The organism is Arthrobacter oryzae, assembly GCF_003634095.1.
Taxonomy (GTDB): domain Bacteria; phylum Actinomycetota; class Actinomycetes; order Actinomycetales; family Micrococcaceae; genus Arthrobacter; species Arthrobacter oryzae.
This window is the reverse complement of record NZ_RBIR01000002.1, coordinates 309,839-325,004: the sequence shown is the minus strand read 5'-3', so window position 1 is coordinate 325,004 and position 15,166 is coordinate 309,839. Positions and strand designations below refer to the sequence as shown.

Genomic DNA, 15,166 nt, shown 5'->3' with positions numbered 1-15,166 from the left:
GGAGCCGCTCCGGGCCGGCTGCCCGCGGGACGCTTAAAGCCTCGCCACGGACGGCGTCCTCACGGGCCGATGTGCCAGAGGCTGCCCAGTTCCGGGAACGCCGCCTCGTACCCGGTGAGCAGTTCGGCGGCGAGCACTTCGGAGTCGACGAGCGGATGCCGGGCGAAGGCGGCGAGGGCTGCCTCCCGGCGGCCGGTGGTCACCGCCTCCACCACGAACCGTTCGACTTCCTTGACCCGGCGCATCAGCGTCAGCTGCTCCGGCCCGGGCGGATCCTGCGGAAGGGGCACCGCGCCGTCGGACGTCACAGCGCAGGGAACCTCGACGACGGCGTCCGCCGGCAGCCCCGGCACGGCCGGCACCGCCGACCCGGCGACGGTGTTGACCGTATTGAGGATCAGGTCGGTCGGACCGCCGCCGGACAAGGCGCGCATGGCCGCCAGCGCAACCCGCTCGTAGCCGCCGCCGGCGAGGTCGGACTCATCCCGGTGCTCGCCCGGCGTGCGGGCTTCCGCGAGGTAGCCTTCTTCGCGTGACCGGCGTGCGGCCTCCCAGAGCGCAAACGCGTCCGGCCCGGCCGATGCCAGCCGGGGATAGAGCTCGGCCTGCTGCCGGGCGATGGACTCGCCCCGGGTCAGGTCGGCGCCGCGCATGCCGGCCAGCGCGCGGGCGGTGTCGTAGTAATAGAAAAGGTACTCATTCGGCAGGCAGCGAAGGTCCGCCAGAAATTCGGGCGGAAACAGCCGGCCCTCCTCGAACCCCGCCAGGGCTGCAGGGTTCGCCAGCAGCCCGGGCAGGGCATCCCGGCCGCCGGACTTCAGACGGTACAGCCAGCCGAGGTGGTTCAGGCCGTAGTAGCCGACGCCGTCGAGCCCGCCCGCCGGGAGCGTGACCCCGGCAGCCCGCGCCGCCCGGTGCACGAGGCCGCTGGCGGAGTCGCAAATCCCGATCACCCTGCGTCCGAGCACCGGGACCAGGGCCTCGGTAACCATTCCGGCGGGGTTGGTGAAGTTCAGGAGCCAGGCCCCGGGGCAACGGTTCCGCATTTCCTCGGCGAGCCGCAGCATCGGCGGAATGGACCGCAGGGCGTAGGAGATGCCGCCCGCACCCGTGGTTTCCTGGCCCAGGAGGCCCAGCTCCAGTGCGATCCGCTCGTCGGAGATGCGTCCGGCGGTGCCCCCAGGCCGGATCGCGGCGAAGACCATATCGGTGCCGTCGAGGGCCTCGGCGAGCGACGAAGCGGTTCGGACCTGCGGGCCGGCACCCTGCGGGCCGTGACCCTGGGGGCCCTGACCATGGGTGCCCTGCTGGGCAAGGGCGGCCAGGGCCGCCTCGATTGCCGCCAGCCGGCCGGCGTCGACGTCGTAGAGCACCAGCTCCCGCACCAGCCCCGCGAAGGGGCCGGCGAAGAGCGCCCGATAGACCAGGGGGACCCGGAACCCGCCCCCGCCGACGATGGTGAGCCGCATGCCGACAGTCTATTCCCCGCCCCAATCCCAACTTGTCACCGCTAGTACCGGGCTGATTCTGCCGGGGCGCCGCGGCGAGCCCGCCGACGGCCGTTCGGCGTCGGGAGGCGCCAACCGGGGCGCCGCTGGTGGCGGTTCCCCTCGACGGCGGTACAGCGTAGTCTGCCGTGTATGGACGCGATCCCGACGCCGCGGTTTGACCCGCTGTCTGCCGTCCGCAGCACGGCCGCGGACGGTTTCGACCTGCTGCTGACCGGCACCGTGTTCCAGGACATCATCTTCACCGGGCTGCCCCACGCGCCCCAGCCCGGAACGGAAATCTGGAGCGACGGCATGGGCAGCTGCCCCGGCGGGGTCGCCAATCAGGCGATTGCCGCGTCCAGGCTGGGACTGCGGACCGTGCTGGCCGCCGCGTTCGGCGACGACGGTTACGGGGACTACAACTGGAAGATCCTGGACGCCCAGGAACATGTGGACCTCTCGCTGTCCCGACGGGTGCCCGGCTGGCATTCGCCCGTCACGGTGTCCTTGAGCGTGGAGAAGGACCGGTCCATGGTGACGCACGGCCATCCTGCGCCGGTGTCCTCCACCGAGCTCATCGGATGTCCGCCGACCGCGCTCGCAGCCGTTGCGGAGCTGGGGGAGGAGCTCGAACCGTGGGCCCTCGACGCACATAAGAGCGGCGTGCGGCTGTTCGGCGACGTCGGCTGGGATCCCACCGGCGCGTGGTCCCCGTCCCGGCTGGACAACCTGCAGTACTTCCACGCGTTTATGCCGAACCAGCACGAGGCGATGAACTTCACGGGCCGCGACGACCCCTGGTCCGCGCTGTATTCGCTCGCGGACAGGGTCCCGGTGGCGGTGGTCACGCTCGGTGCCCAGGGGTCCATGGCCGTGGACTCGCAAACGGGGGAGGAAGAGTGGGTCCCCTCCCTGCCCGTCCGGGCCTACGATCCCACCGGGGCCGGTGACTGCTTCGGCGCGGCCTTCATCGTGGGCTGCCTGGCCGGCTGGCCGCTCGGCGACCGGCTGCGGTTCGCGAATCTCTGCGCGGCCCTGGCCGTGCAGGAGGTCGGCGGCTCGCTGGCTGCCCCCGGCTGGGGCGACATTGCCGATTGGTGGCAGCGGGCCAACGCCCGCAAGGAACGGCAGGGCAGTCAATGGCTGCGCCGTTACAGCTTCCTGGAAGAAATCATGCGGGATGTTCCGCCCGAGGCGCAGCGGCGGGCGACGGCGACCATCGCGCACCTCTCCGACGCGTAGCCGCTGGACATACCCCTCGCTGGGGCGCGCGGCGTGTTCACCACTGGACATGTCCCTTGCTGGGGCGCTGGAGTGGGCACGGGCCCGTTATGTGCGGGCTTGGGTGTGAGGAATGGGCATGTCCCTCGGGTGGGCCTGGGAGGCTGCGTGTTCACCACTGGACATGTCCCTTGCTGGGGCGCTGGAGTGGGCACGGGCCCGTTATGTGCGGGCCCGGGTGTGAGGAATGGGCATGTCCCGCGGGAAGAATGGGCATGCTCAGCGGCGGATGGGCCCGCGGATTATTCGGCCCGCGGCGCCGCCCCTAGAATCGTTAAGTGACTTACCAAGCAGCAACAGGCGGCCTCGTGTCCGATTCGGCGGCAGCGCCGGTCCGTGCGGAGGAACGCTCGGCAGTAATCGATCTTGAGGCCATCCGGCACAACGTCCGCCACCTCGCGGCGGTGGCCTCGCCCGCGAAGGTCATGGCCGTGGTCAAGGCCGACGCCTACGGGCACGGCGCCGTCCAAGTGGCCCGCGCCGCTCTCGGCGCGGGAGCCAGCTGGCTGGGCGTCGCCCACATCTCCGAGGCGCTTGCACTGCGCGCCGCGGGCATCGAGGCGCCGCTGCTGGCGTGGCTGCACACCCCGGACAGCAACTTCGCCGCCGCCGTGGCTGCCGGAATCGACATCGGCTGCTCGGGCTGGGAACTGGACCGGATCGTGGCCGCCGCCCGCGAGCAGGAACGGCCCGCCCGCATCCACCTGAAGGTCGACACCGGGCTCGGCCGCAACGGCGCCACCCTCGACGCCTGGGACAGCCTCGTCGGGGAAGCCATGGAACACCAAGACCAGGGACTGCTCCGGGTGGTGGGGATCTTCTCCCACCTCGCCGTCGCCGACGAACCCGAGCGGCCTGAAACCGACGAGCAGCTGGCCGCGTTCCGGCAGAGCCTCGCCGTCGCCCAGGACGCCGGAGTGGACCCCGAGGTCCGCCACCTGGCCAACACCCCGGCCACCCTCTCCCGGCCCGACACCCACTTTGACCTGGTCCGCGTGGGTCTCGGCCTGTACGGGCTGTCCCCCTTCGAGGGACAACGCCCGGCCGAGCTGGGGCTGCGCCCGGCCATGACAGTGCGCACGGTGGTGTCGCACTGCAAGGACGTCCCCGCCGGGCAAGGGGTCTCCTACGGCCTGAACTACCGCACGGACGGACTCAGCACCCTCGGGCTCATCCCGCTGGGCTACGCCGACGGCGTCCCGCGCATCGCCACCGGCGGCCCGGTCCGGGTCGAGGGCGTGAACTATCCGGTAGTGGGACGCATCGCGATGGACCAGATGGTGATTGACCTCGGACCCCGCAACGTCACGGCCGGGGGCCCGAGCGTCCTCGGCGCCGAGGCGGTACTGTTCGGCGACGGTACCGACGGCGGACCCACGGCCGATGACTGGGCCAGGGCCGCCGGAACCAACAATTACGAGATCGTCACCCGGATCAGCCCCCGCGTGCCGCGACGCTATATTAACGAAGAGCCCTCCACCGGCGAAGAGCGGCCGTGAGCGCCCCCGCCTGGGAACGGCGCCTTGAGGTCCGGACGGCTGCGGAGACGCACGCGCTCGCCGCCGCCTTGGGCGCGGTCCTGAAAACCGGTGACCTGCTGATCCTCACCGGCGAACTGGGCGCCGGCAAGACCACCTTCACACAGGGGCTGGGAGAGGGACTGGGCGTCCGGTCCGGCATCATTTCGCCGACGTTCGTGCTGGTGCGCATCCACCCCAATCTGCCTGAGGGCCCCCGCCCGGGCGGTCCGGACCTAGTGCACGTGGACGCCTACCGGCTCGGGTCGGCGGCCGAAATCGATGACATCGACCTGGAAAACACGATGGACAGCGCTGTCACGGTGGTCGAGTGGGGCCGGGACCGGGTTGAACACCTGAGCGACAGCCGGCTCGAGGTGGAGCTTCACCGCACCCGGGGAGGCGCCGCCGCAGCGGCGCCCGCCGGTCCCGACGCCCAGCCAGGCGTGCTGGATTTCGACACGGACGACGACGACGAGCCGCGGTCCGTGGTGATCCGCGGCTATGGCCCGCGCTGGGCCCAGGCTCCAGTCCTCCCCGACGGCCTCGTCGAAGAGACCCTGCCTGAGACCCTGCCCCAGACCCCGGAACGGAACTCCTGATGCTGATCCTCGCCATCGACACCTCTGCCGTCGCCAGCGCCGCCCTGGTCTCCGACGACGCGCCGGAGTCCGTGCTGGCCAGCTTCGCCACCGAGGACACGCGCACGCATGCGGAGGTCCTGGCGCCGGGTATCGACGCGCTGCTGGCCGAGGCCGGCGTCAGCGGGCACGACGTCGACGCGATCGTCACCGGCGTCGGCCCCGGACCGTTCACGGGACTGCGCTCCGGGATCGTCACCGCGCGCACCCTCGCCTTTGTCTGGGACAAGCCGCTTCACGGCGTCATGAGCCTTGACGCGATCGCCCTGGAGGTGGCCGAATCCACCGAATCGGCCGCGGAATTCATTGTGGCCACCGACGCGCGCCGCAAGGAAGTGTACTGGGCCCGGTACACGCTCTCCGATGCCCAGCTGCCGCATCTGGCCGACGGTCCGCACGTGGGCTTCGCGGCGGACCTGCCCGATCTGCCCGTCTACGGCGCCGGGGCCGGAATCTATTCCGACGTCGTCAAGGCCGTCGCCGAATTCAGCACCCGGCAGCCCGAGGCCCTCTCGCTGGGTCAGTTCGCACTCGCCCGGCTGGCGGCGGGGGAGCAGCTGCTGGACTCGACCCCGCTGTACCTGCGCGAGTCGGACGCCCAGGTGCCCGGACCCCGGAAGCGTGCACTGTGAGCGCCGGGCACGCACAGCTCAGGCTGCCGGGCGGAATCACGCTGCGGGACATGGAAGCCGCGGACATTCCGGCCGTCCATGAACTGGAACAGCGCCTGTTCCCGGTGGACGCGTGGCCGCTGCCGATGTTCCACGACGAGCTCGCGCAGACGGAGACCCGCCGATACCTCGTCGCGGAATTCCGCGGCGGAATCGTGGGCTATGCCGGGCTGATGTGCATCGAGCCGATCTCGGACGTCCAGACCATCGCGGTGGTGCCCGAGCAGGAGGGCAAGGGCATCGGCTCGGCCCTGCTCACCGAGCTGATCGCGGAAAGCCGCCGCCGCGGTGCCCAGGACGTGCTGCTGGAGGTCCGGGCGGACAACCCCCGGGCCCAGCAGCTCTACCGGCGCTTTGGCTTCGAGCAGATCCACGTCCGGCCCCGCTACTACCGCGACGGCGTCGACGCCCTGATCATGCGGCTCCAGCTGCCCCGCGAACCACTCAGCCCCCAGCCAACGGAAGCAGGCCGACCATGAACCGCACCCAGCCGCTGGTGCTCGGCATCGAGTCCTCCTGTGACGAAACCGGCGTCGGCATCGTCCGGGGGACCACCCTGTTGACGAACACCGTGTCCTCCTCGATGGAGGAACACGTCCGCTTCGGCGGCGTGATACCCGAGATCGCTTCCCGGGCGCACCTCGACGCTTTCGTGCCCACGCTTCAGGAGGCGCTGGCGGAGGCGGGCGTATCGCTCGCGGACATTGACGCGATCGCCGTGACGTCCGGGCCTGGCCTGGCCGGGGCACTCATGGTGGGGGTGTGCGCGGCCAAGGCGCTCGCCGTCGCCACCGGCAAGCCCCTCTACGCCATCAACCACCTCGTGGCGCATGTCGGCGTCGGGCTCCTTGAAGGGGCCACCGGCACCCGCGGCGCACTGGAACCGGCAGCAGACGCGCCGCGTGAACCTGCACAGTCAGCCCTGCCGGAGAACATGGGGGCCCTTCTGGTGTCCGGGGGACACACCGAGATCCTGCGGATCAGGAGCATTACCGACGACGTCGAGCTGTTGGGCTCCACAATCGACGACGCCGCCGGCGAGGCCTATGACAAGGTGGCGCGGCTCCTGGGCCTGGGCTATCCCGGCGGCCCGGCCATCGACAAGCTGGCGCGCACAGGGAACGCGAAGGCCATCAGGTTCCCGCGCGGCCTCACGCAGCCCAAGTACATGGGGACGGTCGAGGAACCCGGACCGCACCGCTATGACTGGTCCTTCAGCGGACTCAAGACCGCCGTCGCCCGCTGCGTGGAGCAGTTCGAGGCCCGCGGCGAAACGGTTCCCGTCGCGAATATTGCCGCGGCCTTCCAGGAGGCGGTGGTGGATGTGATTACCGCCAAGGCGGTGCTCGCCTGCCGCGAAAACGGGATCACGGAGGTCCTCCTGGGCGGGGGCGTCGCTGCCAACTCGCGGCTGCGCCAGCTCACCGAACAGCGCTGCCGGGCCGCCGGGATCCGGCTGACGGTCCCGCCGCTGCCGCTGTGCACGGACAACGGCGCCATGGTGGCGGCCCTCGGGGCGCAGCTGGTGATGGCCGGAGTGGAACCGAGCGGGATCGGGTTTGCCCCGGACTCCTCCATGCCGGTCACGACAGTCTCCGCCTGAGGGCACCGGCCAGTCGCAGCCTGCGTACCGACGGAGGCTGCGTGCAGCCGGCCCGCGGGATGCTCGTTCCAGGCTCCGACCGCTGCCGCCCGATGCCGCGGAGGGTCCCCTAAAGGGCTAGGCCTCCGGGCCCTGGCGCATCTGCTTGACCAGGTCCAGGACGACGGCGCGCAGGTCCCCGCCGTGCTCGGCGGCAACCCGGCGCTGCCGCTGGTAGCCGGCTCCGCGCTTGATGATCTTCTCGACGTCGGCCAGTTCGGCGCTGCAGCCGAGCTTTTCCGCGACGGGCTCGAGCCGCTTCAGCGTTTCGCGGAGGTGCTCCGTGACGAGCTGCTCGTTGCCGTCGGCGTCGAGGATGATGATGGCGTCCAGGCCGTACCGGGCCGCACGCCATTTGTTTTCCTGCACGTGCCACGGCGGCATGGTGGGGATGGTGCCGCCGTTGTCCAGGGTGGTGGAGAATTCGTCGACGAGGCACTGTGTGAGGGCGGCGATGGCCCCGACCTCTTCAAGGGTGGCCAGGCCGTCGCAGATGCGCATCTCGATGGTGCCGAGGTTCGGGACGGGGCGGATGTCCCAGCGGATCTCGGACAGCGTGTCGATCACCCCGGTGGTGAACATGGCCTGGACGTAGGATTCGTAGTCCTCCCAGCTGGAGAACTGGAAGGGGAGCCCGGCGGTGGGCAGCTGCTGGAACATGAGCGCGCGGTGCGAGGCGTAGCCGGTGTCTTCGCCGCCCCAAAACGGGCTGGACGCCGAGAGCGCCTGGAAGTGCGGGAAGTAGTTGACCAGGCCGTCCAGAACCGGAAGGACCTTGTCCCGGCTGTCCAGTCCGACGTGGACATGGACGCCGTAGATGACCATCTGCCGGCCCCACCACTGGGTGCGGTCAATGAGCTTCGCGTAGCGCTCCTTGTCCGTGACGGGCTGCAGCTGGGGCGGGCTGAAGGGGTGGCTCCCGGCGCAAAAGACCTCCACGCCCATGGGATCGGTGACTTCCCGGACGGCGGCGAGTGAACTTTTCAAGTCCGCCTTGGCCTCGGCCACGGTGGTGCAGATGCCCGTGACAAGTTCCACGGTGTTCAGCAGCAGCTCCTGCTTGATGTGCGGGTGCTCGTCGTCCTCGTTGAGTTCGGGATGCCGGGCAGCGACTCCGCGGAGTACCTGGTTCGCGACGGAGGCCAGCTCACCGGTCTCGGCGTCAACGAGCGCCAGTTCCCATTCCACGCCAAGAGTCGACTGCCTGGATGAAGCGAACTCGATCTTCATGTGGTCCCTTCACTGTTTTGCTGTCCCTGGCCGTCGTCCGGGCGGGAAATGCGCTGTCAACACCCGCGGACGTGCCCCGGGGCGTGGCACCGGCGGTGTTACATGCCGTTTCCACGCCAAGGCGCCGGCCGGGTGGCTGGCAGGGCTGTGGGTGGTCCAAGTCTAGTGCAGGGGCAGGCCGGGGACGGTGTCAAAGCCGGGGCTGGCGCGTGAGGGTCTTCACAAACGCCGCTGGTCAGCGACTGCTTCTGCGCCGGGTCGGGCCGCAGTTGCGGCCGGCCGGACCGCCCCTGGCGTTTAATGGAGCTGTGCCCATTCTGAACAAAGACATGACCCTGTGCATCTCGCTCTCGGCCCGGCCGAGCAACAACGGGACGCGCTTCCACAACCACCTGTACGAACAGTTGGGCCTGAACTGGATCTACAAGGCCTTCGCCCCCACCGATCTCGGCCAGGCAATCGCCGGGGTGCGCGGCCTCGGCATTCGCGGCTGCGCTGTGTCCATGCCGTACAAAGAGGATGTGATCGCCCTCGTGGATGTCATGGACCCTTCGGCCAAGGCCATCGATTCGGTCAACACCATCGTCAACGACGCCGGCAGGCTCACCGCCTACAACACCGACTACACGGCCATTGAGCAGCTCCTGGCGCGCAACGCCGTCCCCACCGATTATTCGGTGCTGGTGCTGGGTTCCGGCGGCATGGCCAAGGCCACGGTGGCCGCGCTGCGCGACGCCGGCTTCAAGGACGTGACTGTCGTGGCCCGCAACGAGGACTCCGGACGCGCCCTGGCCGACCAGTACGGATTCGCCTGGAGCCCGGAACTGGGCTCCGCGAGGTCCGGGTCCGGCACGGCGGACATGCTCATCAACGTGACACCTATCGGGATGGCAGGCGGCCCGGACGCCGAGGCACTGTCCTTCCCGCAGGAGGCCATCAACGCAGCAAAGGTGGTGTTCGACGTCGTCGCCCTGCCCGCCGAGACGCCGCTCATCAAGGCCGCCCGTGCAGCCGGCAAGACCGTGATCACGGGGGCCGAAGTGGCCACGATCCAGGCCCTGGAGCAGTTCGTGCTCTACACAGGAATCCGGCCCACCGATGAGCAGATCCGGGCCGCCGAGGAGTTCATGCGGGCCCAGTAACCCCCGCCGTTTCGTCCGGCGATGCTGAGCCGGCGATGCCGCGCCGGCGATGCTGCGCCGGCGGTGCTGAGCCGCCGGAGCTAGACCGGCTCCACCGAGATGGCCACCCGGTCCTCGCCGATCCTGGTGAGGACCAGGGTGGCCGTTTTCTTGCTCTTAGCCTTTGAGCCTGCCGGCTTCCCGCCGGGCAGCAGTTGCTTGCGCAGCTCCTCGGGGGTCACCGCGGTGCCGCGCTTCTTGATGTCCAGGACGCCGATCCCCTGGTCCTTGACCCAGGATTTGAGTGCCTTGACGTTGAAGGGCATCACCTCGAGGACCCGGTAGGCCTTGGCGAACGGGGTATCGACCAACTCCGGGGCGCAGATGTAGGCGATGTGCTCGTCCAGGAGGTGCCCGCCCAGTTGCAGGGCGACGTCGGCCACCAGCCCCGCCCGGATCACCGCGCCGTCGGGCTCGTACAGGTAGCCTTCCACCGGACCGACGGGCGCCGTCGGGCCGGCCCCGAAATCCTCGCTGCTGGTGAGTTCGGCGGCCCCCTGAGAACCGAGCAAGAGGGCGGCGCGCCGCACCCCGGGGCGCCGCACCGCGTTGAACCACAGGGTCACCTCGGTCACGTCCCCGCCCACGGAGACCCACTGGGCCTCGCAGTCCGCCGGCACGGAATCATGCGGCATCCCCGGTCCCATCTTCACGCCGACGGCGCGCCCGGAGGCGGCCAGCGATTCCACGAAGGACAGCGGAGGGGAGAAATCCTCCGGATCCCAGATCCGTTTGGTTCCCGAGGTGGACGTGCTGCGCCGGGCGGGGTCCAGCCAGACGCCGTCGATCCCGTCGAGCGACACCGCGGCGGCGTCCGAGTGGACCACGGTGGCATTGCGGAACGGGATCAGGTTCATCGTGGCGCAGGCGGCCGTGGCCTCGTCCATCTCCACCGCGGTGACCGTCAGGTCCAGGGACGCCAGTGCCATCGTGTCGGCCCCCAGCCCGCAGCCGAGATCGGCGACATGGCCGATGCCGGCTTCCGCGAACCGCTGCGCGTGCCGGGCCGCCACCGTGAGCCGGGTGGCCTGCTCCAGGCCGGCCTTGGTAAAGATCATCTGCCGGGCGAACTCGCCGAATTTGGCCTCGGCTTTGGTCCGCAGCCGGGACTGGGTGAGCACCGCCGAGACCAGCTCGGGGGAGTGGCCGGCCTTGCGCAGCGCCGCGGTGAGGCGGAACGCCTCGTCCTCGCGGTACGGCCCCAGGGACGCCAGCAATTCCCAGCCCTCGGGGGTGAGGATCGGGGCGATGTGTTCCTGCGGTGCGTCAGTCATGCCATCCAGCGTAGTTCAGCGCCGCGGGCACGCGGCCACCCGACGACGGGGATAGGCTTGACGGCATGGAAGACAGCGGCAGAGGCGACAGCACGTCAGCGGACATGGCCGGGCAGGGCGACGCGGGACAGGAAGAGACCCGGTTGAGCGACGCGGGGCAGGACGCGGCCGATCAGGACGATACCCGGCAGGAGCGCCGCAGCCCGCACGGGCTGGCCCGCTACGCGCGGCCGGCCCTCATCGCCGGCGCGGTGATCGCCGTCGTGTGTATAGCCCTTCTGGTGATCATTTTCTTCCTCGATTCCTTCAACGCCACCGTGTATTCGGTCGGCGGCAAGAATGTCCAGGACGCCACCGACGAGGCGCGGGCCATCCGCGACACCTATGCCGCGGCCCGGCTGGGCGGCATCATCTTCCTCATCGCAGGTGTCCTGTTGGCCGCCGCCGGGGCCGTGTTGACATACCGGCACCGGAACGACGCCGGCCGTGGCCGCGACGAGGACGCCGGCGAGGACGTGGACTTCGAGGACCTCGCAGGCGAGTAGCCCCAGGGCGCCGCGCCTTGGGGACATGCTCATTCCTCGGTACCAGCAGTGGGCATGCCCGTCCGGGCGGCCCGCACTCGTTGGACATGCCCCTCGCTAGGCGCCAGGAATGAGCATGTCCTGCGGGCGGAGCCTGACCCGTTGAGCATGTCCACTCTTGGGCGCGCCGGCTGGGCATTGCGGCGAAGAGTCCATGGGTGGCCGCGAAAAATGAGCATGTCCCTCGGCGGGACAGGTGTTCACCCGGGACGAATTTCTGGCACTCGCCTTGACCGAGTGCTAACCAGTTACATAGAGTCGTCATTAGCACTCTCCCTAGGAGGGTGCTAACACGTGAAGCACGCTCCGCCAAGCTACTGCCGGCACCGCGACGACGGTCAGTACGCCATGGCATCACCGCTTCATAGTCCACAAATTTGCTGACGAAAAGGAGAGGTCCGAGTGTCGGTCTCTATTAAGCCTCTTGAGGATCGTATTGTTGTCCGCCCGCTCGAAGCCGAGCAGACCACGGCTTCCGGCCTGGTCATCCCGGACTCCGCACAGGAGAAGCCGCAGGAAGGCGAAGTTGTTGCAGTAGGCCCCGGCCGCTTTGACGACAACGGCAACCGCGTTCCCGTTGACGTTGCCGTTGGCGACGTCGTTATCTACTCCAAGTACGGCGGAACCGAAGTTAAGACCGGCGGCACCGAGTACCTCGTGCTCTCCGCCCGCGACGTTCTGGCGATCGTCGTAAAGTAACTCTCTTGGACCCCCGCGCAGCAGATCCTTCATCAGGAACGGATCAGTTGCGCGGGGTTCTGTCTTGAAAGGACAAAACCATGGCAAAGCAGCTTGCGTTTAACGACGCTGCCCGCCGGTCGCTTGAAGCCGGCATCGATAAGCTCGCCAACACGGTCAAGGTCACGCTCGGCCCGCGCGGCCGCAACGTCGTGCTGGACAAGAAGTGGGGCGCCCCCACGATCACCAACGATGGTGTGACCATCGCCCGTGAAGTCGAGCTGGATGACCCCTACGAGAACCTTGGCGCGCAGCTTGCCAAGGAGGTCGCCACCAAGACCAACGATGTTGCCGGTGACGGCACCACCACCGCCACAGTTCTGGCCCAGGCTCTGGTCAAGGAAGGCCTCCGCAACGTAGCGGCAGGCGCCGCGCCGGGCGAGATCAAGCGGGGCATCGAGGTTTCGGTCGAGGCCGTCGCCGCCCGCCTGCTGGAGAACGCACGGCCGGTCGAAGGCACGCAGGTTGCCAACGTTGCCGCCATCTCCGCCCAGAGCGACGAGGTCGGCGAGCTCCTGGCCGAGGCGTTCGGCAAGGTCGGCAAGGATGGTGTGATCACCATCGAGGAATCCTCCACCACGCAGACCGAGCTGGTCCTCACCGAGGGCATGCAGTTCGACAAGGGCTACCTGTCCCCGTACTTCGTCACTGACGCGGAACGCCAGGAAGCAGTCCTCGAGGACGCCCTTATCCTGATCAACCAGGGCAAGATCTCCTCGGTGCAGGATTTCCTGCCGCTGCTGGAAAAGGCGCTGCAGAGCTCCAAGCCGCTCTTCATCATCGCCGAAGACGTCGAGGGCGAGGCCCTGTCCACGCTCATCGTCAACCGCATCCGCGGCACCCTGAACGTCGTCGCCGTCAAGGCGCCGGGCTTCGGTGACCGCCGCAAGGCAATGCTGCAGGACATCGCCACCCTCACCGGTGCGCAGGTTGTCTCCCCGGAGCTGGGCCTGAGCCTGGACACCGTTGGCCTCGAGGTGCTCGGCACCGCACGTCGCATCACGGTCACCAAGGACAACACCACGATCGTCGACGGCGCCGGTTCGGCCGAGGACGTCGCTGCCCGTGTTGCCCAGTTGCGCGCCGAGCTGACCCGCACGGATTCGGACTGGGACAAGGAAAAGCTGCAGGAACGCCTGGCCAAGCTGGCCGGCGGCATCGGCGTGATCAAGGTTGGCGCTGCCACCGAGGTTGAGCTGAAGGAAAAGAAGCACCGCATCGAAGACGCGGTGTCCTCGACCCGCGCTGCCCTTGAAGAGGGCATCGTGGCCGGCGGCGGCTCCGCCCTCATCCACGCGCTGAAGGCGCTCGACGAGGACGCTTCCGTCCAGGCCCTCGAAGGTGACGCGGCGGCTGCTGTCGGCATCGTCCGCCGGGCACTGACCCAGCCGTTGCGCTGGATCGCCCAGAACGCCGGCTTCGACGGCTATGTCGTAGTTGCCAAGGTTGCCGAATCCGCCGTCAACCAGGGCTTCAACGCCAAGTCAGGCGAGTACGAAGACCTGATCGCCGCAGGCGTGATCGACCCCGTCAAGGTGACGCGTGCGGCTCTGCGCAACGCGGCCTCCATCGCGGCACTGGTCCTCACCACGGAAACCCTCGTGGTGGAGAAGCCGGCCGACGAAGACGAGCACGCAGGCCACAAGCACTAATTTCGGCCCGCACAGGGGACGGTCCGGCAGATTTTGCCGGGCCGTCCTTTTTTCTGCCCAAATAGTGCCCCATGTGGCCCGCGGTAGACTCCTCGCCGGCCGGCCGTCAGCGCTGAGGACGCACGGCCCGGCGCCGCAACTGCAACGCGGCGTCCGGCGACAGCCGCTTGGTGACCAGGCGGTAGAACAACAGCACCCCGACGGCGGCCACCACGATTCCCAGCAGGTTCAGGAACAGTTGCAAGGCCGATCCGGCCGCCTTCTGATATTCGCCCAGAACGAGTGCCACGGCCACATATCCCGCCGCCGGCACCGTGGTCACGGAGATAAACACCCCGATCAGCGCCGCAGAGCGCCGGCTGATCACTGAGAGCATCCCGGCCATGCCGGCCAGCACGGCGACAATCAGCGAATACGGGCCCGGATGGTAGATGAATTCAACCGCCGAACCGTGGTCCAGCGCGTCCCGGGGGAACAACCCCAGCGGCACGGACAGCCAGGCGGTGAGGGCGGCGGCCAGCATGGCGACCGGAAAGCCGATGCCGAGCGCCAGCGCCGCGTCCCGTCCGAGGCGCCGCTCGCGCCGGACCAGAGCCACTGCAAGCGCAGCCAGCGGGCCGAACTCCGGGCCGACGGCCATGGCGCCGACGATCGCGATGGTGGAGTCCGTGACAATGCCGATGGCCGCCAGTTGGGTGGCCAGGATCAGGAAGGCCAGGAAGCTCCACGTCAGCCGTGAATCTTCGCCGGTCTGCCGTGACACCTCGTCCCAGATGACCGCGTCCGCGCCCTGACCCGGTGCCGCGGCCTCCGCCTTGTCGGCCCGGTCCGAGAGCACCAGGTCCGGCATGATGACCGATATTGAGCCGCGCTTCTGGACATCGAGGGCGTGGAGTTTCTCCACGAGCCCCTCCACAGATTCGCGGGCGAGCATGATTTGGACCACGTCCCCGGCAGGCATGACCGAGGCGCCCTTCTGCAGAGCGATTTCCGCGACGCCTACTTGGGATTCGCAACTCTCGACGACAATTCCGGACAACTCACCCGGGACACAAATGCGTAGCTGGACGATCACTTAGCGGCCTCCTCAGACTCTGACCAGCCTAGCTGGCACGCGAATCGCGCCGGCCGGCTCTCCCATGCGCGCCCCCGCAGGCGCCCCACGCGCGTCACCGCAGGCGCCGCACGCGCGTCACCCGGGGAGGCCCGAATCAGGCCCCGGAGACGAACCAGGGGGCGCACCAGCAGGTGGCAGGCGATTCGCA

General features: G+C 69.0%; 14 protein-coding genes. 10 read left to right on the top strand and 4 right to left on the bottom strand.

Going from position 1 to position 15,166, the window contains the following annotated elements; all coding sequences use genetic code 11:
* Nucleotides 1–59: 59 nt before the first annotated feature.
* A complete protein-coding gene (locus C8D78_RS05785) occupies nucleotides 60–1,469 on the bottom strand; it encodes a family 4 glycosyl hydrolase (protein ID WP_120951066.1) in 1,410 nt (469 codons plus the stop codon).
* Between the two features lie 171 nt (nucleotides 1,470–1,640).
* Here C8D78_RS05785 and C8D78_RS05780 point away from each other — a divergent pair, with 171 nt between their 5' ends.
* From C8D78_RS05780 to tsaD, 6 genes are all read left to right on the top strand, one after another.
* Entirely contained in the window at nucleotides 1,641–2,732 is a 1,092-nt protein-coding gene (locus C8D78_RS05780; protein WP_120951064.1) for a carbohydrate kinase family protein, read from the top strand.
* 317 nt (nucleotides 2,733–3,049) lie between these two features.
* Entirely contained in the window at nucleotides 3,050–4,270 is a 1,221-nt protein-coding gene (gene alr / locus C8D78_RS05775; RefSeq protein ID WP_120951062.1) for an alanine racemase, read from the top strand.
* The gene (tsaE, locus tag C8D78_RS05770) at nucleotides 4,267–4,890 is read left to right on the top strand and encodes a tRNA (adenosine(37)-N6)-threonylcarbamoyltransferase complex ATPase subunit type 1 TsaE (RefSeq protein ID WP_120951060.1); all 624 of its coding nucleotides are present in this window, start codon (nucleotides 4,267–4,269) and stop codon (nucleotides 4,888–4,890) included. Before alr ends, tsaE begins: the two co-directional genes overlap by 4 nt.
* The gene (tsaB, locus tag C8D78_RS05765) at nucleotides 4,890–5,561 is read left to right on the top strand and encodes a tRNA (adenosine(37)-N6)-threonylcarbamoyltransferase complex dimerization subunit type 1 TsaB (protein WP_120951058.1); all 672 of its coding nucleotides are present in this window, start codon (nucleotides 4,890–4,892) and stop codon (nucleotides 5,559–5,561) included. The genes tsaE and tsaB overlap by 1 nt, the downstream gene beginning before the upstream one ends.
* 50 nt (nucleotides 5,562–5,611) lie before the next feature.
* Nucleotides 5,612–6,079: a ribosomal protein S18-alanine N-acetyltransferase gene (gene rimI / locus C8D78_RS05760; RefSeq protein ID WP_120951754.1), complete on the top strand. Its 468-nt coding sequence runs from the start codon at nucleotides 5,612–5,614 to the stop codon at nucleotides 6,077–6,079.
* Nucleotides 6,076–7,203, top strand: coding sequence for a tRNA (adenosine(37)-N6)-threonylcarbamoyltransferase complex transferase subunit TsaD (tsaD, locus tag C8D78_RS05755; RefSeq protein ID WP_120951056.1), 1,128 nt, complete (start codon nucleotides 6,076–6,078; stop codon nucleotides 7,201–7,203). Before rimI ends, tsaD begins: the two co-directional genes overlap by 4 nt.
* 117 nt (nucleotides 7,204–7,320) lie before the next feature.
* Here tsaD and C8D78_RS05750 read toward each other — a convergent pair whose 3' ends face one another.
* Entirely contained in the window at nucleotides 7,321–8,472 is a 1,152-nt protein-coding gene (locus tag C8D78_RS05750; RefSeq protein ID WP_120951054.1) for a glutamate--cysteine ligase, read from the bottom strand.
* A gap of 308 nt (nucleotides 8,473–8,780) precedes the next feature.
* Between C8D78_RS05750 and C8D78_RS05745 the strand changes: the two genes are divergently transcribed.
* The gene (locus C8D78_RS05745) at nucleotides 8,781–9,614 is read left to right on the top strand and encodes a shikimate 5-dehydrogenase (RefSeq protein WP_279629521.1); all 834 of its coding nucleotides are present in this window, start codon (nucleotides 8,781–8,783) and stop codon (nucleotides 9,612–9,614) included.
* 80 nt (nucleotides 9,615–9,694) lie between these two features.
* On the opposite strand, the gene C8D78_RS05740 is transcribed toward C8D78_RS05745, so the two are convergent.
* A complete protein-coding gene (locus tag C8D78_RS05740) occupies nucleotides 9,695–10,927 on the bottom strand; it encodes a class I SAM-dependent methyltransferase (RefSeq protein ID WP_120951052.1) in 1,233 nt (410 codons plus the stop codon).
* 65 nt (nucleotides 10,928–10,992) lie between these two features.
* Between C8D78_RS05740 and C8D78_RS05735 the strand changes: the two genes are divergently transcribed.
* The 3 genes from C8D78_RS05735 to groL all read left to right on the top strand — a co-directional run bounded on the left by C8D78_RS05735 (nucleotide 10,993) and on the right by groL (nucleotide 13,901).
* Nucleotides 10,993–11,472, top strand: a complete 480-nt coding sequence (locus tag C8D78_RS05735) for a hypothetical protein (protein ID WP_208641886.1) — start codon at nucleotides 10,993–10,995, stop codon at nucleotides 11,470–11,472.
* A 441-nt stretch (nucleotides 11,473–11,913) separates the two neighbouring features.
* Nucleotides 11,914–12,210 (top strand): co-chaperone GroES, encoded by a 297-nt coding sequence (gene groES, locus C8D78_RS05730; protein WP_028275747.1) that lies wholly within the window; start codon nucleotides 11,914–11,916, stop codon nucleotides 12,208–12,210.
* Nucleotides 12,211–12,290: 80 nt separating this feature from the next.
* On the top strand, nucleotides 12,291–13,901 hold the full coding sequence (groL, locus tag C8D78_RS05725; protein ID WP_120951050.1) for a chaperonin GroEL: 1,611 nt from the start codon (nucleotides 12,291–12,293) through the stop codon (nucleotides 13,899–13,901).
* Between the two features lie 106 nt (nucleotides 13,902–14,007).
* On the opposite strand, the gene C8D78_RS05720 is transcribed toward groL, so the two are convergent.
* A complete protein-coding gene (locus C8D78_RS05720; protein ID WP_120951048.1) occupies nucleotides 14,008–14,976 on the bottom strand; it encodes a DUF389 domain-containing protein in 969 nt (322 codons plus the stop codon).
* Nucleotides 14,977–15,166: the final 190 nt, after the last annotated feature.